The organism is Bacillus sp. OxB-1, assembly GCF_000829195.1.
In the GTDB taxonomy this organism is placed as follows: domain Bacteria; phylum Bacillota; class Bacilli; order Bacillales_A; family Planococcaceae; genus Sporosarcina.
Genome location: NZ_AP013294.1, coordinates 2,333,169 through 2,353,078 on the forward strand (window position 1 = coordinate 2,333,169; position 19,910 = coordinate 2,353,078).

Consider the following 19,910-nt stretch of genomic DNA (forward strand, 5'->3'; position numbering starts at 1 on the left):
GGAAATGTAGGATGCCTTAATTTCTGCAAAGTGCGCAGAAATACGGCAAATCGAACCCTTCGCTGTTCGATTGGCTCACCCGCGCCCCGCGGAAACTTTTAGTGAAATAGTAGCACCTGTTGCTTGGAGTGCAGGCGCCGACTCCTGCGGGAATAGCATGAGCCTTGAGACCCCGCAGGGCGCATGCCTTTCGCGACCGAGGAGGCTCAAGCCATGCCCGCGGAAAGAGAGCGCCGGAACGGAAAGCAACAGATTGACAGCAGTCATCTCTTTATTTCATTCTGAACTGAAAATAATGTAGATTAACACTTGACTACAGGTAAGAAAGCGTCCGCCTGCTCCTGTCGCTACGCTTTCGTCGCAAACGAAATTTGGAACGGAAAGTAACGGTTGGATGAATTCATTTTTTGGTCTTTATACATATGTAAAGGCAGGAGTTTCTATTGGATATACGCATCTTATATGAAGACAATCATTTATTGATCGTGGAAAAGCCACCGAACATCCCGGTACAGGAAGATCGGACAGGCGATAAGGATTTACTGACATTGTTGAAAGAAGATATCAAAGTGCGGTTTTCCAAACCGGGCAATGTCTATCTCGGCCTAGTCCATCGGCTAGATCGCCCCGTCGGCGGTGTCATGGTATTCGCCAAGACATCCAAGGCGGCGTCCCGGTTAGCGGACGAATTGCGGAGGCAAGCGATCGGCCGCACCTATGTCGCCGTCGTGCGCGGGACGCCTGCGAAAAAGAAGGGGAAACTCGTACACTATCTCGTCAAGGATGCCCGGGAAAACAAAGTCCATGTCGTCGACGCGAAACAAAAAGACGCCAAACAAGCTGTGCTGGACTATGAAGTCATCGCCAGTTCGGACCAGTTAAGTCTGCTGTCCGTCAACCTCCATACCGGCAGGCCACATCAGATCCGGGTTCAGCTCGCGGCAATCGGCTGTCCGCTCTATGGCGATCAAAAATACGGGGTGGGCGTCAACCGCCCCGGCCAGCAAATTGCGCTCTGGGCGCAATCGCTCAAATTGACCCATCCGACGAAGAAAGAGGAAGTGTCGATCCAATCGTCACCGCCTTTGGAATATCCATGGAATTTATTCAATAAGCTCCGGTGAATCTCTTGCGTCGTTTAAGAACCATTCCACACGGGAAATGTATATGTAGTACAGTTCTCTATTGGAAAGGAAGAACGTGATGGCAAATAAACCTACTTGGGATAGCAGACCCGAGCAGCCCGATAAGACCGAATGGGCGTTGCTCTTCGGAGTCCTGGTCCTTATCGCAATTCAAATCATCTGGGGTCTGATGTCATAAGGAAGCAGCTCGCACACTGAAAAAAGTTGTGCGGGCTGTTTTCAATATGCAGCTATAAAAAACGGTTTTGATGGGCACCCTAGGATGGAAAGCGAGGAGGAATAACATGAAAAAATGGTTGCAAGTAACAATTCTTTTACTGGCAGCCTTGTCATTGATGGCTTGTGGGAATAAAAATAACAACAATGCGTCCAATGACCAAGCTGCCGACACAACACAAAACCAAGAGGAGAAAGGAGTCGGAACGGGAGAACATGCCCAGGGCGATTCTGCGAATACAAATGATGGGCACGACAACCAGTCCCGTTTGGAAGTGGCGGATGAAGCGGCAGACCACGTAGCTGATTTGGAGGAAGTCGACAACGCGACCGTCCTTGTCACAGATCGGAACGCCTATGTAGCCGCCGTATTGTCGAATCAATCCGGAACGGAACTGACATCTGACCTGGAGAACCGAATTGCTTCCGCCGTCCGGGACGCAGACCAGGACATCGAGAATGTCTACGTCTCCGTCAATCCGGATTTTGTCGAACGGATGAATGAGTATGGAACTAAAATTGATGAAGGGAAGCCAGTGGAAGGGCTTTTTGAGGAATTTACGGAAGCCGTGCGCCGGGTCTTCCCGGATGCCCGGTAATTCGATAAAAATTTCAATGAAAACTTTTGGTTTTATCGATGGAAAAAAGGGGATCTGTTCAAAGAGCCCCTCTATCGCACGTAATAGAACAAAAATGGATGCATATTTGTGACAAACTGATGACAATTTAGAGTTGTGGCAAAATCCGACATTTATTTTAAACGTTCTGTTATAAGATGGGGAAGTGTTTGAGTATATCAAATGGAGGAAGAGTCGTGGACAAGATGTTATGCGAAAAACTGGATCTATCTCTTATGATTAACAGGCAACGGAAAGTGATGTACAAAAAAGCGAAAGATTTCGGATTCACCCATCCATCCGTTGTGCAATGCAGTCAGGAGTTAGATGCCATGCTTAACCGTTATCAACATATTCGTATGTGACAACTCCAGAATTCACTTATAGAGAAACGAATACCAAAAGACATCACCGGATCGGCCATGGGCCGGGTGATGTCTTTTTTACGGATATCAAGCTTGTGCGATTGCGGATTTTTCCAATGTGACGACCCAGTCGAAAGGATCTTCGATTTTTCCGGTCTGGATGCCTGTTAATGTATCATAGAGCTTTCTGGAAAGTGCACCGGTTTCTCCGTCGCCGACGACCATTTTTTTGCCATCCCAGTTCAGTTCACCGACGGGCGAGATGACGGCTGCGGTTCCCGTGCCGAACACTTCTTCCAAATGGCCATTCGCATGAGCCTCTTGGATTTCCGCGATGGAGATTCTCCGTTCCGTGACAGGCAACTCCCAGTGGCGGAGCAATTCCAAAATGGACTTCCGGGTGATCCCTTCTAAAATGCTGCCATTCAATGCGGGTGTGATGATTTCACCGTTGATTTTGAAGAAGATGTTCATGCTGCCCACTTCTTCGATATATTTCTTCTCCACACCGTCGAGCCAGAGCACTTGGGAATAACCTTCGCGGTCAGCCACTTCCTGTGCTTTCAAGGCGGAAGCATAGTTGCCCGCCGTCTTGGCGTTCCCCGTCCCGCCTGCAACCGCACGGACGAAATTGTTCTCAACGAGGATCTTGACCGGGTGGATGCCCTCTTTATAGTAGGAACCTACCGGCGAAAGGATGATCATGAATTTATATTCTTTGGCGCTCGAAACGCCTAGATGGGGTTCGGTCGCGATGATAAACGGACGTATATAGAGGGAGGTCCCTTCTGCTGTCGGTATCCACTCTTTATCTATCTCAAGCAATTGATTCAGCGCATCAAGTGCCAGCTCTTCGCTGATTTGTGGAATGCACATCCGGTCATTCGAACGGTTCAACCGTTTCATATTCTCTTCCGGGCGGAATAGGCGGATCGTTCCGTCTTCCGAGGCAAAAGCCTTCAATCCTTCGAAAACCGTCTGTCCGTAATGGAAAACAATTGCAGCCGGATCCAGCGTGATCGGCTCATACGGGACGATTCTATGATCGTGCCACCCCAATCCCTCGGTATAGTCTGCTATGAACATATGATCCGTGAACACCCGGCCGAATAATAGATTATTTGGATCCGGCTTCTGTTTCAACGTCTCACTTTTTCTGATCAGAATTGGTAGTCTACTCATCGTGATCGAAACCTCTTTCCTCGTCTTAATAAAAAAATATCGCTTGGAACGATTATACTGCTTTTTTCAAAATAATGAAAGAAAAAAATATTAAAACCTTGCCAAAATGAAGACTTACGACCTAGCATTTTTCAAAATGAAAAAATGAAGGAAAATTTGTTGTTTTACTTTTCATAAAGAAATATTAACATATAAATGAAACCGCTTACATGAAAGTGGTAAAATGTTTGAAAGAAAAAGAGTTTTTTGCAATTAAACTGTCAGAATCCTATTGACTTCCGTTCTTTCGCGGTGTAGCATAACGATAAACTTGTAAGAAAAGTTTCACAAGTCGCGGTACATTTTATTTTATAAAAGGGGGAAGGTTTTTTATGAGAAAAGGTTGGAAAAAGTACGCATTCATTCTATTCGCGTTGATGCTAGTTTTGGCGGCTTGCGGCAATGGGGGAGACACAACTGATGCGCCAGCACCAACTGATGGCGATAATAAAGAGCCAGAAACAGCAGCACAACCAGAAGAGTCGACTAAGTATAAAGTCGGAGTCACACAAATTGTCGAACACCCGTCTTTGAATGCAGCTTTTGATGGTTTCAAGAAAGCTTTGGAAGATGCAGGTTTGGATGTTGAGTATGATATCCAGAACGCGCAGAACGACAATAGTGCGAATACGACAATTGCCAACAACTTGGTCAGTTCCGGAGTCGACCTGATCTTTGCGAACTCCACGCCAAGTGCACAAGCAGTGGCTGGAGCAACATCTGATATTCCAATTGTCTTCACTTCCGTTACAGACGCGGTCAGCGCGGAATTGGTCGCTTCCATGGAAAGCCCGGGAGGCAACGTGACGGGAACGATTGATAATCACCCGGAAGCGATTCCAACAACTATGAAATTCCTAAAAGAAGAACTCGGTGCTAAAAATGTAGGAATGGTTTTCAACTCCGGAGAGCAAAACTCTCGTTCTCAAGTGGATGCGGTAAAAGAGATTTTGGCAGACATGGATATGACAGTCGTGGAAGCATCCGTTGCCACATCGGCTGACGTCAAGCAAGCGACAGAATCATTGCTGGGGAAAGTGGACTCGCTTTACATCATTACGGATAACACGGTCGTTTCCGCTTTGGAATCCGTAGTATCCGTCGCAAACGATAACAAACTTCCGATGATGGTCGGAGAATTCGACTCGGTTAGCCGTGGCGGCTTAGGTGCTTACGGTTTTGAATACTATGATATCGGATACGAAGCAGGCCAAATGGCTGTGAAAATCCTGAAAGGCGAGAGCACGCCAGCAGAAATGCCGGTTCAAATCCCGCAAAACTTGAAGCTGATCATGAATAAACAGACGGCTGAAACAATCGGCGTGGACATCAAAGACGAGTGGAACGCTGAATTTGCCGAATAAATTAGTAAGGAGATGACATTGCATGTTTTCAGCTGTATTTGGCTCAGTTGAGCAAGGAATCATCTATGCGATCATGGCATTAGGAGTCTATTTGTCTTTTCGTGTACTTGACTTTCCAGATTTGACGGTTGACGGTAGTTTTGTGACTGGAGCGGCTGTTGCAGCGACGATGATATTCTTCGGATATCATCCGTTGCTCGCAACGGGTGTGGCAATGGTCATCGGATTCGTTGCAGGATGCATCACGGGATTGTTACACACTAAAGGGAAGATCAATGCGCTCCTATCGGGGATCCTGATGATGATTGCATTGTATTCCATCAATCTGCGAATTATGGGGATGACTTCGGATACGTCGGTCGGACGCCCGAATATCCCACTGTTCAATGCCGAAACCATGTTCAGTAAATTCCAGGTTTTCTGGAGTTCCCTAGGCATTGACCAGGCTATCAATGGTTTCTTCGGGATGCTTGGCGTGAAATTCCTTCCATCTACATGGGGTACTTTGTTCGTCATGATCTTCATCACATTGATCATCAAGTTCTGTGTCGACTGGTTCTTGAAAACAGAGGTCGGCCTTGCCATCCGTGCAACAGGGGACAATAAGAAGATGATCCGCAGCTTTTCCGCCAACACGGATACTCTTGTGATCATCGGACTTGGCTTCTCCAACGCATTGGTAGCGTTTTCCGGCGCTTTGATCGCCCAATATTCCAAATTCTCGGATATCGGAATGGGAATCGGGATGATTATCATCGGTCTAGCTTCCGTCATTATCGGGGAAGCGATTTTCGGAACAAAAACAATCGTGCGGACGACGTTGGCGGTTATCGCGGGTGCGATCATCTACCGGATCGTCCTTGGGCTTGCACTCCGCATCGACTTGCTCGATACAGGGGATATGAAGCTCATTACGGCGGTCATCGTTATCGGTGCACTCGTCCTTCCGCAATATTTCGAGAAGCGCCGCGAGCGGAGCCGGAAATCGAAACGACGCGCGGAACGTATGCTTGAAAAGGAAAACGGTTTGAAAATGGAGGCGAATGGCGTTGCTGAAATTAAAACACATCAATAAGATATTCAACGAGTCGACGCCGGATGAAAAAATCGCCTTGGATGAAATCAACCTTCATATGAAACCGGGCGATTTCGTGACAGTCATCGGAAGTAACGGGGCCGGGAAATCGACGATGATGAACATGGTATCCGGAGCACTGACGCCTGATTTCGGAACGATTGAAATTGGGGGTAAAGATGTAACCAAATTGCCGGAATATAGGCGTTCCACGATGATTGGACGCGTTTTCCAAGATCCGATGGCCGGAACGGCGCCCACTATGACGATCGAAGAGAATCTGGCGATGGCGTATTCGCGCAATAAGAAAAGAAAATTGCGCAATGGCGTGGATCGGAAGCGCCGTGATTTTTTCAGGGAATCTTTGGAAACGCTTGGCTTGAATCTGGAGAACCGCTTAAATGCGAAAGTCGGCCTATTATCGGGCGGGGAGCGGCAAGCGCTATCATTGCTCATGGCCACTTTCACGCAACCGTCCATCCTGCTGCTGGATGAGCACACGGCTGCGCTCGACCCGGCACGTGCCGCGTTGATCACCGACCTGACGAAGCGCCTCGTCGATAAGGATAATTTGACGACGCTCATGGTCACCCATAATATGCAGCAAGCGCTTGACCTTGGAAACCGTCTTATCATGATGGATAAGGGGCAAATCATCCTGCAAGTCGGGGATGAAGAGAAGAAACAGCTCACGATCGAAAAACTGATGGCTGAATTCCAACGCATCCGCGGCGAAAAACTGACTAGCGATGCGGCCCTTCTATCGGTCTGATCGGGGACAATCCGAAAGCGCAATTCCGACTTTCCAAAACAACCAGGAAATAGTACAATTAGGGTAGATTACCACGGTCAATCAAACCGGCAGCACCCTTGTTGGACTATGATCGGTTGAGAATGAAATAAGCAACCGACCAATTGTCATTGGTCGGTTTTATTCATTTAAAGCATTATACATAACAGTTTTCAGCTTGAATGAATCCCTGTCAGGAACTTGCCCAGACGGGAGCCTCCATGTAATGGCATTGCTACATACTCACCGGGGTGCCAAGCGCCGCCGGATGAACAAATCGGGAGCTGATACGAGATCCACTGGATTTCTGTCAATGTCTCGGTGAAGCAATTGTTCCAACTCCATTTTGCCCAAATGGTCGAGGTAATATTGAACGAAACCGGATTGGCGCCGGACTTGCTGGTAATCGAAGTGACCGAAAGCGCGTTCATGGACGTGCTCAATGCTTCGGCGATCTTGGAGAAGGTGCGGGCACTTGGAGTCCATATTACAATAGACGACTTCGGCAAAGGGTACAGCTCATTCAGCTATTTGAAGGAATTGCCGGTGGATACGTTGAAAATCGATAAATTATTCATCGATGAAATCGACGAAGATAAAGATAGCAAAGCGATCGTCAAGGCGATCTTGACGATTGCGGAGACTATGGATATGCGAGTGGTCGCGGAGGGGATCGAAACGGTGGGGCAAGCGGCCGAACTGTTGACGATCGGCTGTGATTGCGGCCAGGGGTTTTTATTCAGCAAACCGCTGTCCGAGCCTCATTTGCGAAAGTTTTTGGAAGACGGATTTAAACCGGAGGGGTGGCATTGAAACGATTCATCGTAGTCGGGGGAGGGATCCTTGGAGCTTCCACCGCGTATCATTTAGCGAGGGCGGGGGAGGATGTGCTCCTCGTGGACCGGCAGGATGCCGGCCAGGGAACGGATGCCGCAGCAGGGATCATTTGCCCCTGGCTCTCCCAGCGACGCAACAAAGCATGGTATGCCCTCGCCAAAAATGGGGCGGCCTATTATGCGTCGTTAATCGCTCGATTGGAAGAAGATGGCGAAACGGATACCGGTTATAAGCGGGTTGGGGCCGTCAGCCTCCACACGGATGAAGCGAAATTGGCGAAAATGGAGGAGCGGGCCCGCTTGAGGCGGGAGGATGCGCCCGAAGTGGGGGATATCCGTCAGCTGTCGGCCGAATCCACAGCAGAGCTTTTTCCACCTATTGCATCAGATTACAGCTCTGTCCATATAAGCGGTGCGGCCCGGGTGAATGGCCGTGAATTGCGGAATGCCCTCGTCCGTGCAGCGAAGAAGCACGGGGCTCGCGTCCTGGCAGGGGACGCCCGGCTGCTGGCGGATGGCAAGCGGATTACCGGCGTCGGAGTCGGGCAGGAAGAAATTCCGGCTGATACGGTTATCATCACGGCTGGTGCATGGGCTGCGGAACTGTTGGAGCCGATCGGCGTCCGCCTGCAAGTGAAGGGGCAGAAAGCGCAGATCGTCCATTTGCAACTGGAGGATTCCGGGACAGCCAGATGGCCGGTCGTCATGCCGCCCAACGATCAATACATTGTGGCGTTTGACGGGGGGCGGATTGTCATGGGGGCGACGCATGAAGATGACCGGGAATTCGATTTGCGGGTGACCGCGGGCGGAGTAGCGGAAGTCTTGCAGAAAGCGTTGTCGGTTGCCCCGGGCCTCGCCGACGGGGAATTTGCGGAAGTGCGCGTCGGATACCGCCCGTTCACGCCTGATTTCCTCCCTGTCATCGGTGAAGTGCCTGGGATCATGGGCCTGTTTTTGGCGAATGGCCTCGGGGCTTCCGGATTGACGGTCGGCCCGTTTTTGGGCGGGCAGCTGGCCAAACTCGCAACGGAAGGATCGGGATCATTGGATATCGATCTTGATTTATATGCGGTGACAAAGGCGATTTTATGATGAGCTGCCGGGGATGGGCCGTGTGGATAAACTTCCGCTTCCTCGGTGGATGCGATAGAATCATTGTATGTTTGCATGGAAAGAGGTCAAGAGGAAATGAAGTTCGTATCATGGAATGTCAATGGCCTGCGGGCGTGTGTGCGCAAAGGGTTCCTCGAATACTTTGAAGCGATGGACGCCGATATTTTCTGCGTGCAGGAGACGAAATTGCAGGAAGGCCAGATCGATTTGCAACTTGATGGCTACCATCAATATTGGAACTACGCGGAGAAAAAAGGATACTCGGGAACGGCGGTCTTTACAAAAGAGAAGCCCCTTTCCGTTCGATATGGGGTCGGGGAGTTGGAGGAGGAGCCGGAAGGCCGGATATTGACGCTTGAATTCCCTCGATTTTATTTGGTGAACATTTATGCACCAAATGCGCAGCGTGATTTGGCGCGCCTTCCTTTCCGGTTGGAGTGGGAAGAGCGGATGCGGCTGCATTTGACGGAGTTGGATCGCCGCAAGCCGGTCATCCTCTGTGGCGATTTGAATGTCGCCCACGAAGAAATCGATATCCGGAATGTCAAATCGAATATCGGCAACTCCGGTTTCACTTTCGAAGAACGGGAAAAGATGACGATGCTGCTGGGGGAAGGATTCATCGACACATTCCGGCATTTCAATCCCGGGCGGACGGAGGCTTATACGTGGTGGTCCTATATGTCGAAAGTGCGGGAGCGCAATATCGGATGGCGGATCGATTATTTCCTTGCATCGGAAAGACTCGCACCTTATTTGCTGGCTGCGGATATCCATTCGCATGTCATGGGCAGCGACCATTGTCCGATCGTGTTGGAGATGGATCTGTCCAAGCAAGAGACGACAGGTGATGAAAAACCGGAAACTTGCGATATTTCCCATGTTTGAGGGGGCGGCAACTCGGAGCGTGTAGCCTGACTCCGGTTTGACCCGGGCCAAGACAACTACAGAACCACCCGGCAATAAATCAAATAAGAAACAGCTTCCGTTCCAGAGAAGGGGCGGAAGCTGTTTCATTTTACAGGTTACACGCTATCTTTAGGGAAAGCGTAGGCATTTTTTCCGGCTTGCAATCCGCTGACGAGCAGCAAAGCAATCGCGACAAATAAAATGGTCATCGGAACTGTCCAATTTCCCGATACATCATGCAAGGACCCGAATAGGACGGGGCCGACCGCTGCCAATGCATAGCCGAATGCTTGCGCCATCCCCGACAGCTCGGCCGCTTGCTGCGGTGTATGGGTGCGCAACGTGAAGAACATCATCGCCAGCCCGAATGCAGCTCCGCCGGCGATCCCGATCAGGATCATCCATAAGGGGGTGAACGCTGCCCCTCCGACCACTACTCCGCCATAACCGAGTACAAACAAAAGGACGACGCCCAGCACGATCGTTCTCTGGCTTTTCACTTTATCCGCCAAAATCGGGATGATGAATGTCATCGGCAACTGGGAGAATTGCAGAAGGGACAACATCCATCCCGCGCGATTTGCCGACATGCCATCCGACTTCAGCACTTCCGGTATCCAGGCGGATGTCGTGTAAAATAACAATGATTGCAAGCCCATGAAAAAAGTGACGCTCCAGGCAATCGGAGAACGCCAGAGGGGCGTGTCTTTGCCGATTGTCTTATTCGTTGCCGGAACGGCCACACGGTTTTTGCTCCGTAACTGCGGAAGCCAGACGATAACGGCGATGAACGCTAAAACGCCCCACACCCCCAACGCCCCTTGCCACCCGAATGATGTCCCGGTCGCGATCGGGACGGCTACACCGGAAGCGAGAGTTGCTGAAATGTTCATGGACATCGAGTAGATCCCGGTCATCAACCCGACATGCAGCGGAAAGCTCAGTTTCAACAAGCTTGGCAGCAACACGTTCCCGAATGCGATGGCGATCCCGATGAGGAACGTCCCGATCAGCAAGGGGGGAGTAGCCCCGAGAGAACGGATGATAGTGCCGGCTAATAAGAGGCAAAGCGAAAAGAACAATGCCTTCTCCAAACCGAACCGTCTGGAAAGTTTCGGGACAAACGGGGAGATGATGGCAAAAGCGAGAAGCGGGATGGTCGTCAGGAAACCTGCCAAAAGGTTGGAAATCCCGGTGCCTTCCCGGATTTGTTCAATGATGGGCCCGACTGAGGTCAACGGCGACCGCAATGTGGATGCAATGCAGACGATGCCGATGATCAACAGCCATAGATGGCCCGGAAATTGTAATTTTCGAGTGGTATGCTGTGCAGTGTTCTGTTTCAATCTGGACCCTCCGTTAGAGACTATGTTTCTTAAAGATAGCATACTAGGGCCGGTTAGGCATCCGTTTCACTCCAACTCGCCTTTTGGAATAAACCGAATCTTTTTATATTTTCGGAGCGGTTGAAAAATGGAACCCACATGATATACTAAACTCATTCTTGAATAGCTTGACCTCATATAATCGCGGGAATAAGGCCCGCCAGTTTCTACCGATCCGCCGTAAACGGATTGACTATGAGAAGCAACAATTAGGAAGATCGTCCTTCGATATGCGGGAACGTTCTTTTCTTTTTCATCTGACGATTCGGCTCGGATGATGTTGTTCCACTCATGGGTATGGCTGGAGCAATATCGCCCGGGCTTTTTTATTTATTTTCATTTTCATAGGGAGGACTCATCGTGAAGTTGTTGCAAGATAAAATTCAGCAGGATGGTAACGTATTGTCGGAAGAAGTGCTGAAAGTGGATTCGTTTTTGAATCACCAGATCGATCCGGAGCTGATGCAGGCGATCGGGAAGGAATTCGCGGACCGGTTCATGGATGCGGGCATCACTAAAATCGTAACGATTGAGTCATCGGGGATTGCACCATCCATGATGGCGGGGTTGTATCTTGGCGTGCCCGTCATCTTTGCCAGGAAGCGCAAGTCCTTGACATTGGTGAACGACTTGTACACGGCAAGCGTCCGTTCGTTCACGAAGCAAGAGACGAATGAGATTTCCGTCTCGAAAGACTTTTTGACGAATGAAGATACGGTATTGTTGATTGACGATTTTTTGGCGAACGGCCAGGCGGCACTCGGCTTGCTGGATATCGTGGAACAGGCGGGGGCCCGTTTGGCGGGCGTCGGCATTGTCATCGAGAAAGGGTTCCAACCGGGCGGCGCCCTTATCCGCGCGCGGGGAATCCGGCTGGAGTCATTGGCGATTGTGGAATCGCTTGATGATGGACAAGTGGCATTCGCCGAGGAGGTACCATCCCGATGAAATCGACGATATTAGGATTCCAACATCTTCTCGCGATGTATGCGGGAGCGGTGCTCGTTCCGTTGATCGTCGGGGGAGCTATCGGATTGGATGCGAAGCAATTGACGTATCTCGTATCCATCGATATTCTCATGTGCGGGTTGGCGACATTCCTTCAGATCATCTCGAACCGCTTCGTCGGAATCGGATTGCCGGTCGTTCTCGGTTGTACATTCACCGCGGTCGGCCCGATGATTTCCATCGGCGATAAATATGGTATTTCTGCCATTTATGGCGCCATCATTGCGTCCGGTTTGATTATCGTCGTCATCAGCAAGTTTTTCGGCAGCCTTGTCCGTTTTTTCCCGCCGGTCGTCACCGGTTCTGTCGTAACAATCATCGGGGTGACATTGATACCCGTTGCTTTGAACAATATGGGAGGCGGCATGGGGGCACCGGATTTCGGTTCGGCGAGCAATATTGCCTTGTCGTTCGGGACTCTTCTCACCATTATTTTAGTCTACCGCTTCTCGACAGGGTTCCTCCGCTCGATCTCCATCTTGCTTGGAATGGTGGCCGGGACGGTTGCCGCGGTGTTCATGGGGGTTGTCAATTTTGCTCCGGTGCAGGAAGCGGCCGTATTCCATATGGTCCAGCCGTTTTACTTGGCGACTCCGACTTTCCATCTGCTGCCGATTCTGATGATGACGTTAGTTGCGATGGTATCGCTTGTCGAGTCGACGGGTGTCTATTTTGCATTGGGGGATATTTGCGAGAAAGATCTGAAACCGAAAGACTTGGAGAGAGGCTATCGGGCAGAGGGGCTTGCTTCCGTAATCGGCGGGATTTTCAGTGCGTTCCCGTATACGACTTTTTCGCAGAACGTCGGTTTGATTCAGATGTCGGGTGTCAAGGCGCGCAGAGTCATCGCGATTACGGCGGGTATGCTGGTCTTGCTTGGGTTCATGCCGAAAATCGCGGCATTGGCCATCATCATTCCGAATGCGGTATTAGGCGGAGCGATGGTTGCGATGTTCGGAATGGTCATTGCGCAAGGCATCAAGATGTTGAGCAAAGTCGTGGCCGATTCCCAGGAGAATGCCATGATCATCGCTTGCTCCATCGGCTTGGGGCTTGGTGTTTCGGTCGTACCCGAACTATTCGCCAAGCTGCCGGAAAGCTTTCAAATCTTGACGAGCAACGGGATTGTGGCAGGAAGCACAGCCGCAATCGGCCTCAATATCATGTTCAATATGATCCCTTCCAGAAAGAGGAAGAAAAAAGAAGCGAAAGAATCAGCAGTCCTGTTGGCGAAACAGGAAGCATGACAAGGTTGGCACCAAGACCGGGGACTTTCCGGCCTTGGTGTTTTTTGATGCTAATTTCCGTTATGAATCTGTGGGGCGCATGCTATACTAATGAGATACGTCACCATATGGATTTTCGAATGAAAGAGGGTGGGCCTTGGTGATTACATTGACAGTGGCCGATATCGTCCGCCGGTTCCCGGTGGAAGTGCTGGTCGGCGAAGACCATCTGCACCGTGTCCTGAAAAAAACGAAGGTGAGACGGCCAGGCTTGGAGTTCTTGGACAAATTCGATTTTATTGCGAAAGATCACGTCCAAATACTCGGAAAGAATGAAATCAATTACTTGCATACGCTTTCCGATGAGGAGTGCAAACTGCGCATTCAAAATATCGTCTATTATGATCCGCCATGCATCATTATCACATCACAGCAGGAGGAGCCGCTCGGGCTTCGCCAGTTTTGTACGGAGGAGAATATCCCGGTTCTCCGGACGCCGGATTCGACAACCGAAATGAGCGCGAAATTGGATGCTTACGCCGTGAAGGCGATGGCACCCGAGATTGCCATCCATGGGGTCTGTGTCAACGTTGCGGGGATCGGTGTTTTATTGCGCGGCAAGTCGGGCGTCGGCAAGAGCGAGACAGCCCATATCCTGATCGGGCGGGGGCATCGGCTCGTAGCCGATGATATCGTCGTGTTGAAGAAGCTGAGCCCGCAAACATTGCTCGGTACCCATGATGAAAAAAACAAGGAATTTCTTGCCCTGCGCAGCATCGGTCTGCTGAATGTCGTGCGGCTTTACGGGCGTGCCGCTTTCCAGGAGGAGACCCGCATCGCGCTCGATATCGAGTTGACGGAGTGGCAGGAGAACAGCTTGAACAACGAGCTGGAAGTCGATACGAAATACAAGACGTACTTGGATGTGCCCGTTCCGCATATCCAGATCCAGTTGCAGCCGGGGCGGGATGTCGCCGGTCTGATCGAGGCGGCCGCAAATAACTGGTATTTGCAGCAGCAAGGCTACAGCGCGGCGGAGGAGTTCATGAAACGGCTGGAGTCGGAATTTGCGAAAGACGAACACAAGCAATGAAAAAGAGAGGGCCTCTGGGAAGGAAAGGGTGCTCTTTTCGCGAGCAAAACAGTAATAGGAAAACAAATAGGGGCTGTCCGAAAAGTCCAGGCACAGAGTTGGATACCAGCAAAAAGCAAGGGCGCCGGGAGACTCCTGCGGGAAAGCCGGCCGACGAGACCCCGCACGGCTGTAAGCCGGAGGAGGCTCGTCGGCTGGCCCGCGGAAAGCGACCAGAGCCCTTGCTATTTGCGTGTTTAACCGGAAAATCCACTTTCTGGACAGCCCCTTGTTTTTTAATATATAACTCAACTTTCGCACCGACAAAATTAGTACCAGCAATAGAAAGTAGGGAGTAATTAAAATGATTGAAGATACCCGTACATTTCCCGTACTTGAGACTAAAAGGTTACTATTAAGAAAAGTTACAGAAGAGGATGCGAACAGCATTTTGAACTATCTGTCTGATGAAGAGGTGATGAAATATTATGGGCTGGAACCTTTTAAATCGATTAACGATGCGTTAGATGAGATCTCATGGTATCAGTCAATACAAAACGACAAAACGGGTATTAGATGGGGAATCACTTTAAAAGAGCAAGGAATTGTTATTGGCAGTTGCGGTTTTCATAACTATGTTTCGCAGCATTTCCGTGCAGAAATAGGCTTTGAATTGAGTAAAGCACAGTGGAGGAAAGGCATAGCAACTGAAGCGGTTGAAGCTATAATAAGTTACGGATATGAACATATGAATTTTCAACGACTAGAAGCATTAATCGAGCCGCCTAATCTCTCATCACAAAAGTTAGTAGAAAAATTAGGTTTTATTAGAGAAGGATTATTAAGGAATTATGAGTTTACAAATGGGAAATTCGATGATTTATACATGTATTCTTTGTTGAAGCAAGACTTTGATAAAATCAAGCCTGCTTTAATGCAAAATTCATCAATCAAAAACAAATGACGAGCACCTAAGGCCAGACAATAAAAAGCAGGGCGAATTCATAAAAGAATTCCCCTGCTTTTTTATAAGATTTCATCAGTTCTGCTCTCCAATAGAAAGGGTGCGGAACCTCTCTTTTCTATTGTTCATCCAAAGTCGACGTATTTTCCGCAGTTTCAGTGGACCCTTTCAAGAACGCGTTCAACGCATCGATGTTTTGTTGGAAATCGATGTCCAGTACATCCCCGACATTTGTTTCGAGATCCCGGTAGGAATGGTCCACAGGGATGCGGAGCGTCTCGATGCCGTTCGACTTCTTGTCAAGCAGCCCTTTTGCGATGGACAGCATCGTCATCTTATCGACATTTGTATCGATATACGCTTCCGCGGCTCCGAGCAGTTTCGGCAAGTTCATGATATTGTGCATGCCGACCGCTTCCTCTTTGAGCTTGGAGAGGGCTTCCTGTTGCCGTTCGACGCGGCCGAAATCGCTCATCCGATCATGTCGGAAGCGGACATACCCTAATAATTCATCCCCGTGCAGCGTTTGCTGCCCCGGCTGTAACGTCATTCCGATTCCATGCTGCATTTTATATGGAATGTCGACCTCGATGCCATCGGGCGCCAAAATGTCGACCAGCTTCGGGAAGCCGTTAAAATCGACGATCGTATAATAATGGACATCGAGACCGAAGTTTTCCTTGATCGTCTGGCGGACGAGCTCCGGACCTCCCAAGGAGAAGGCGGCGTTCATCTTCTGCTTGCCGTAGCCCGGAATGTCGACATATGTATCCCGCATGATCGAAATCAGCTTGAGCGCCCCCGTTTTTTGGGCATAATGGGCAACCATCAAGGTGTCGGACCGCCCTCCGTTCTCATTGGCCCGGGCATCCGACCCGAGAAGGAGGACATTGATTTCCCCATATTGCGGCTCCGGCCCTTCGAATAAATCAAATTCGGAAGATTGCTCCTTCAACGTGCTGTCGCCCGCCAATGACTGTCCCTGCTTAAATTGGTCGACCCAATAGAAAGCGCCGATCCCTATCAATAAAGCGAGCAGCAGGAAACTGATACCGAGCCATTTCCTTTTCTTCCGCTTTTTATATTGTTGTCTTTTCATTCTTACAACCACCATTCTCACTAAATGTCATCCAATCCCCTTGTATAGGACGCGGACAGGGGGAAAAAGTTTTAAATGATTGATATGCGAAACACTTTTCTTTACAACCCTATCAAGAAATGTAATCGAATACAATCTAATTTTATTTGCAATCCTTGGTACTTATGTTTATCGGCAGCGCCGGAACGGGGAAACAGACAAGGAGAGATGGGAAAGGGAGGAATCAGTTTGAGACAAGCAGCGACTTTGGAGGAACTGTTGGAATTTGCGGAGCAGGAGTCCGCGGACGAGCGGGAAGGCCATACGTTTATCAACCAAGCCGATTGGGTCGAGGAGGAGACGGTCCTGACCGACGAAGATACAGGGGGCGCCCTGCCGCTCCAACTGATCCGGCTCATCGTCCAAAGTGCCAAGCACGCAATCTATTATGAATATCCTTTCAGTGAACCGGCGGAATTGGAAGACATGAACTACCAACTGGACCCCGTTTTTACAAGGTTCCCAAGGGTAGTGCTCAATCGGGAGGAGATGGACCGGAAGAAGGAAGAATGCCAGGAATGAAAAGCAGGGGGCTGTCCGATAAGTCAGTGAGAAACTGGCTTAATCGGATAGCCCCGTTTTTTAGGTTATGGTAGGAAAATCGTTCAGGAACGGCGACGCCCACGGAAAGGGAGCCTTCCTGAACGATTTTCCGGGTTTCAGGACAGCTTTATATTTCAACTTATCATTTCCAAGGCAAGAGCTTGTTTTCCAACCATTGTAAGAGCCGGTTGAATGTCAGGCCGAGGATGGATAGGACGAGAACGCCTACCATCAATTTGGAAGTGATCATGAGATTTCCGTAATGCAGTACCATGGAACCGATCCCGCTTTGCGCCGCGATCATTTCCGCTGCGACCAACAGGAGCAGGGAAGTCCCCGCTGCCAGCTTCAAACCGGCGAAGATCATCGGCAAGGCACCGGGCAGGATCACTTTCCGGATGACATTGAAATGGTTCGATCCAAAGGTGATCGCTGCTTTGATCAAAATCTGATCGACGTTCCGCACCCCGGAATAGGTGTTGATGACGACCGGGAAAAATACGCCCAGCGCGATGATGGTCACTTTGGACAGCTCGCCGATGCCAAGCCACAGAACGAACAATGGCAGTAAGGCGATTTTAGGAATCGGATACAAAGAGTAGACGATGGGCGTCCCGATAGCATCCACCCATTTGGAAAATCCGAGCAGAAGGCCGACGATGATGCCGACCGTGGAACCGATCAGATAGCCGACTCCGATCCGGTACAGACTCGGACCCAGGTTTCTCGTGATTTCCCCGCTGACGAGCATATCCCAGCCCGTCGTGACAATTGCCGACGGAGCGGGGAGGAACAGCGGGGAAACGATTTTCAGGCTGCACACGATTTCCCAAAGGATGATCAAGCCGACGAGCCCGAGTACGGAAGCGTAGATCGGGACCTTTTTTTCCAAAAAGGCGACTCGGTTGGTGATTGTTTTTTTCTGATGTGCCATCGATTTTTCACTCCTTCAAGGCTTCGACGGCATCATGGCGGATCATTTGCCAGATTTCTTCCGAATACCGTTCAAATTGTTCCCGATGTTGTTCTTCGCCTCTGCCCATCTTAGGCAAATCGATGGGGATGATGCTTTTGATGCGTCCCGGATGCCTCGACAGCACGATGACGCGGTCGGCCAAATAGACCGCCTCCTGGATGTTATGCGTGACATACAGCGTGCTCAGCTGGGTCCGGTTCCAGATCGTCAGCAATTCCTCCTGCATCAGCGTCCGTGTTTGGGCATCCAGAGCGGAGAAAGGCTCGTCCATGAGCAGCAAGTCCGGCTCGACCGCCAACGCCCGGCCGATTCCGACCCGCTGCTTCATGCCCCCGGAGAGCTGCTTCGGATAAGCATCCTTGAAATCCGTCAAGCCGACCATGTCGATGTAATAGTCCGCTTTTTCCTTGATTTCCTGTTTGCTGACCTTCCGTTCCTCCAGACCGTAAATGACGTTTTGATAAACGGTCCGCCATGGAAAGAGCGCTATTTCCTGGAAGACGATCGCCAAATTCGGATCCTTCTCGATCCCTTCAAAATAGACCGACCCGGTAGTAGGGGATAATAATCCCCCTACAATGTTGAGCAAGGTCGATTTCCCGCATCCGCTTGGTCCGACCAGGACGACAAACTCCTTCTCGTGGATGGTGAAATTAATATTCTCCAAGGCTGTTGTAACTTCTTTCTTGGTGTTGGTGAATGTCTTTCCGACATCATCAATGACAATCTTCATCTACATCACTTCCCTAAGTCTTGCAAAGCTTCTTCCAACAGCTCCGTATTGACGATTTCGCTCGGATCAATGGAATCGACCAATTTTTCCTTCACATACCAATCGACCTGCGTCTGGATATCGGTGTCGAGCAGCTTTCCGTCCCGGTCCATATATGGAAGTCCCAATTTGATGAGTTCCGGCTCTTGGTCGGTATATTTCGCGATGATTTCGATCACTTCCTCATAATTTTCCCCCGGAACGATTTCATCGCCTTCTTTTGTCAAGACGGCATCATAATAATAGCGCGTCGCTTTCGCATAAGCTTTCAGGAACTTGACAGCTGTCTCTTTGTCGTCGGCGAATGCTTGGGAGAAGAAGATCCCGGAAGTCTGATAATCCATTTCATCCCCGACTTGGGCGATGACTTTTCCATAGCCTTCCTTCACGACACGCGATACGTTCGGCTCATTCAAAAGGACGGCATCCACCTGTTTGCTTTGCAACGTCTCCATCAAGCCCGGAATGCTGTTCACCGGCACCAATTCAACGTCCGCTGTTGTCAAACCATGCAATTCAAGCAATTGGCCCGCCATGTAGTGGTACGTCGAACCCGTTTGCGTGATTCCAATTTTCTTGCCTTTCAAATCTTCGATCGAAGCTGCATCCGAATCGCTTGGGACCAATACCGCAGTGGATGAATAGCCTGCCTGCTCCCGGCCCTTATCCGCGACAATCAATAACTTCTCTCCGCCGGCCACCATATTATAGAGGCTCGCTGTGATTCCGGTCGCACCGACATCGATATCTCCGCTCGTCGTGGCAACTGAAATAGGCTGGGCCGCTTCAAACCACTTCTCTTGCGCATCGATGCCTTCCTCCTCGAAGAAGCCTTTCTCCAATGCGATGAATAATGGAGCGGAGCTCGTCAGTTTGAGCATTCCGATATCCACCTTTTTGTTTTCGGCGGATGGGCTTTCCTCCGGAGTGCCTTCCGATTTTTGGACATCCCCTGTCGAAGCGGAATCCGATCCTGCATCTTTACCGCACGCTGCTAAGGCGAATGCCAACAGGATGACGGAAAAAAGTGCATACCAAAACTTTCTTCTCATTTTTGTTTCCCCCCATCTATGTAGTCAGTGAGATCTTCTTGTATGTACAACTAGGAGCTCACCTTATTAGGATACCATAAAACGTTGTGAAAATTGTTGGATAGTTTGAATTGATTGTCG

General features: G+C 49.9%; 20 protein-coding genes and 1 riboswitch. Of the genes, 14 read left to right on the top strand and 6 right to left on the bottom strand.

Translation table 11 applies throughout. The features are described 5' to 3' along the window. The first annotated feature begins 443 nt into the window (after window positions 1-443). The 3 genes from OXB_RS11435 to OXB_RS18235 all read left to right on the top strand — a co-directional run bounded on the left by OXB_RS11435 (window position 444) and on the right by OXB_RS18235 (window position 2,343). Window positions 444-1,124 (top strand): RluA family pseudouridine synthase, encoded by a 681-nt coding sequence (locus tag OXB_RS11435; RefSeq protein ID WP_041074403.1) that lies wholly within the window; start codon window positions 444-446, stop codon window positions 1,122-1,124. A 305-nt stretch (window positions 1,125-1,429) separates the two neighbouring features. Then, window positions 1,430-1,960 carry a YhcN/YlaJ family sporulation lipoprotein gene (locus OXB_RS11440; RefSeq protein ID WP_041074404.1) on the top strand — a complete coding sequence of 177 codons (531 nt, stop codon included), beginning with the start codon at window positions 1,430-1,432 and terminating at the stop codon, window positions 1,958-1,960. Window positions 1,961-2,184: 224 nt separating this feature from the next. Then, on the top strand, window positions 2,185-2,343 hold the full coding sequence (locus OXB_RS18235; RefSeq protein ID WP_070098236.1) for an aspartyl-phosphate phosphatase Spo0E family protein: 159 nt from the start codon (window positions 2,185-2,187) through the stop codon (window positions 2,341-2,343). An 87-nt stretch (window positions 2,344-2,430) separates the two neighbouring features. On the opposite strand, the gene OXB_RS11445 is transcribed toward OXB_RS18235, so the two are convergent. After that, complete coding sequence (locus tag OXB_RS11445) at window positions 2,431-3,525, bottom strand: branched-chain amino acid aminotransferase (protein WP_041074405.1); 1,095 nt, start codon at window positions 3,523-3,525, stop codon at window positions 2,431-2,433. A gap of 371 nt (window positions 3,526-3,896) precedes the next feature. On the opposite strand from OXB_RS11445, the gene OXB_RS11450 reads away from it, so the two are divergent. The 6 genes from OXB_RS11450 to OXB_RS11475 all read left to right on the top strand — a co-directional run bounded on the left by OXB_RS11450 (window position 3,897) and on the right by OXB_RS11475 (window position 9,633). Next, entirely contained in the window at window positions 3,897-4,928 is a 1,032-nt protein-coding gene (locus OXB_RS11450; RefSeq protein WP_041074406.1) for an ABC transporter substrate-binding protein, read from the top strand. 22 nt (window positions 4,929-4,950) lie between these two features. Continuing rightward, entirely contained in the window at window positions 4,951-6,003 is a 1,053-nt protein-coding gene (locus OXB_RS11455; RefSeq protein WP_041074407.1) for an ABC transporter permease, read from the top strand. Beyond that, a complete protein-coding gene (locus OXB_RS11460; protein WP_041074408.1) occupies window positions 5,978-6,775 on the top strand; it encodes an ABC transporter ATP-binding protein in 798 nt (265 codons plus the stop codon). Before OXB_RS11455 ends, OXB_RS11460 begins: the two co-directional genes overlap by 26 nt. Before the next feature lie 321 nt (window positions 6,776-7,096). Next, complete coding sequence (locus OXB_RS11465; protein ID WP_269447843.1) at window positions 7,097-7,606, top strand: EAL domain-containing protein; 510 nt, start codon at window positions 7,097-7,099, stop codon at window positions 7,604-7,606. Then, the gene (locus OXB_RS11470) at window positions 7,603-8,724 is read left to right on the top strand and encodes an NAD(P)/FAD-dependent oxidoreductase (protein WP_041074410.1); all 1,122 of its coding nucleotides are present in this window, start codon (window positions 7,603-7,605) and stop codon (window positions 8,722-8,724) included. The genes OXB_RS11465 and OXB_RS11470 overlap by 4 nt, the downstream gene beginning before the upstream one ends. A 96-nt stretch (window positions 8,725-8,820) precedes the next feature. Next, the gene (locus OXB_RS11475; RefSeq protein WP_052483993.1) at window positions 8,821-9,633 is read left to right on the top strand and encodes an exodeoxyribonuclease III; all 813 of its coding nucleotides are present in this window, start codon (window positions 8,821-8,823) and stop codon (window positions 9,631-9,633) included. 137 nt (window positions 9,634-9,770) lie between these two features. On the opposite strand, the gene OXB_RS11480 is transcribed toward OXB_RS11475, so the two are convergent. After that, window positions 9,771-11,000 carry a CynX/NimT family MFS transporter gene (locus tag OXB_RS11480; protein WP_041074411.1) on the bottom strand — a complete coding sequence of 410 codons (1,230 nt, stop codon included), beginning with the start codon at window positions 10,998-11,000 and terminating at the stop codon, window positions 9,771-9,773. Window positions 11,001-11,153: 153 nt separating this feature from the next. Further along, a riboswitch (purine riboswitch) is annotated at window positions 11,154-11,255 on the top strand. A gap of 144 nt (window positions 11,256-11,399) precedes the next feature. Here OXB_RS11480 and OXB_RS11485 point away from each other — a divergent pair. The 4 genes from OXB_RS11485 to OXB_RS11500 all read left to right on the top strand — a co-directional run bounded on the left by OXB_RS11485 (window position 11,400) and on the right by OXB_RS11500 (window position 15,309). Next, window positions 11,400-11,987: a xanthine phosphoribosyltransferase gene (locus OXB_RS11485; protein WP_041074412.1), complete on the top strand. Its 588-nt coding sequence runs from the start codon at window positions 11,400-11,402 to the stop codon at window positions 11,985-11,987. Beyond that, on the top strand, window positions 11,984-13,294 hold the full coding sequence (locus OXB_RS11490) for a nucleobase:cation symporter-2 family protein (protein WP_041074413.1): 1,311 nt from the start codon (window positions 11,984-11,986) through the stop codon (window positions 13,292-13,294). Before OXB_RS11485 ends, OXB_RS11490 begins: the two co-directional genes overlap by 4 nt. A 139-nt stretch (window positions 13,295-13,433) precedes the next feature. Next, window positions 13,434-14,366, top strand: coding sequence for an HPr(Ser) kinase/phosphatase (gene hprK / locus OXB_RS11495; protein ID WP_041076671.1), 933 nt, complete (start codon window positions 13,434-13,436; stop codon window positions 14,364-14,366). Window positions 14,367-14,709: 343 nt separating this feature from the next. After that, a complete protein-coding gene (locus OXB_RS11500; RefSeq protein ID WP_041074415.1) occupies window positions 14,710-15,309 on the top strand; it encodes a GNAT family N-acetyltransferase in 600 nt (199 codons plus the stop codon). A gap of 118 nt (window positions 15,310-15,427) precedes the next feature. Here the strand turns inward: OXB_RS11500 and OXB_RS11505 are convergent, their stop codons facing one another. Continuing rightward, window positions 15,428-16,408: an LCP family protein gene (locus OXB_RS11505; protein ID WP_041074416.1), complete on the bottom strand. Its 981-nt coding sequence runs from the start codon at window positions 16,406-16,408 to the stop codon at window positions 15,428-15,430. A 228-nt stretch (window positions 16,409-16,636) separates the two neighbouring features. On the opposite strand from OXB_RS11505, the gene OXB_RS11510 reads away from it, so the two are divergent. Next, on the top strand, window positions 16,637-16,969 hold the full coding sequence (locus OXB_RS11510; RefSeq protein WP_041074418.1) for a hypothetical protein: 333 nt from the start codon (window positions 16,637-16,639) through the stop codon (window positions 16,967-16,969). A gap of 163 nt (window positions 16,970-17,132) precedes the next feature. On the opposite strand, the gene OXB_RS11515 is transcribed toward OXB_RS11510, so the two are convergent. From OXB_RS11515 to OXB_RS11525, 3 genes are read right to left on the bottom strand one after another with little or no spacing between them, the layout of a single operon-like run. Beyond that, window positions 17,133-17,924, bottom strand: a complete 792-nt coding sequence (locus tag OXB_RS11515) for an ABC transporter permease (protein WP_041074421.1) — start codon at window positions 17,922-17,924, stop codon at window positions 17,133-17,135. Window positions 17,925-17,931: 7 nt separating this feature from the next. Continuing rightward, entirely contained in the window at window positions 17,932-18,699 is a 768-nt protein-coding gene (locus OXB_RS11520) for an ABC transporter ATP-binding protein (protein ID WP_041074424.1), read from the bottom strand. Window positions 18,700-18,704: 5 nt separating this feature from the next. Beyond that, window positions 18,705-19,790, bottom strand: coding sequence for an ABC transporter substrate-binding protein (locus OXB_RS11525; RefSeq protein WP_041074426.1), 1,086 nt, complete (start codon window positions 19,788-19,790; stop codon window positions 18,705-18,707). Window positions 19,791-19,910 lie beyond the last annotated feature (120 nt).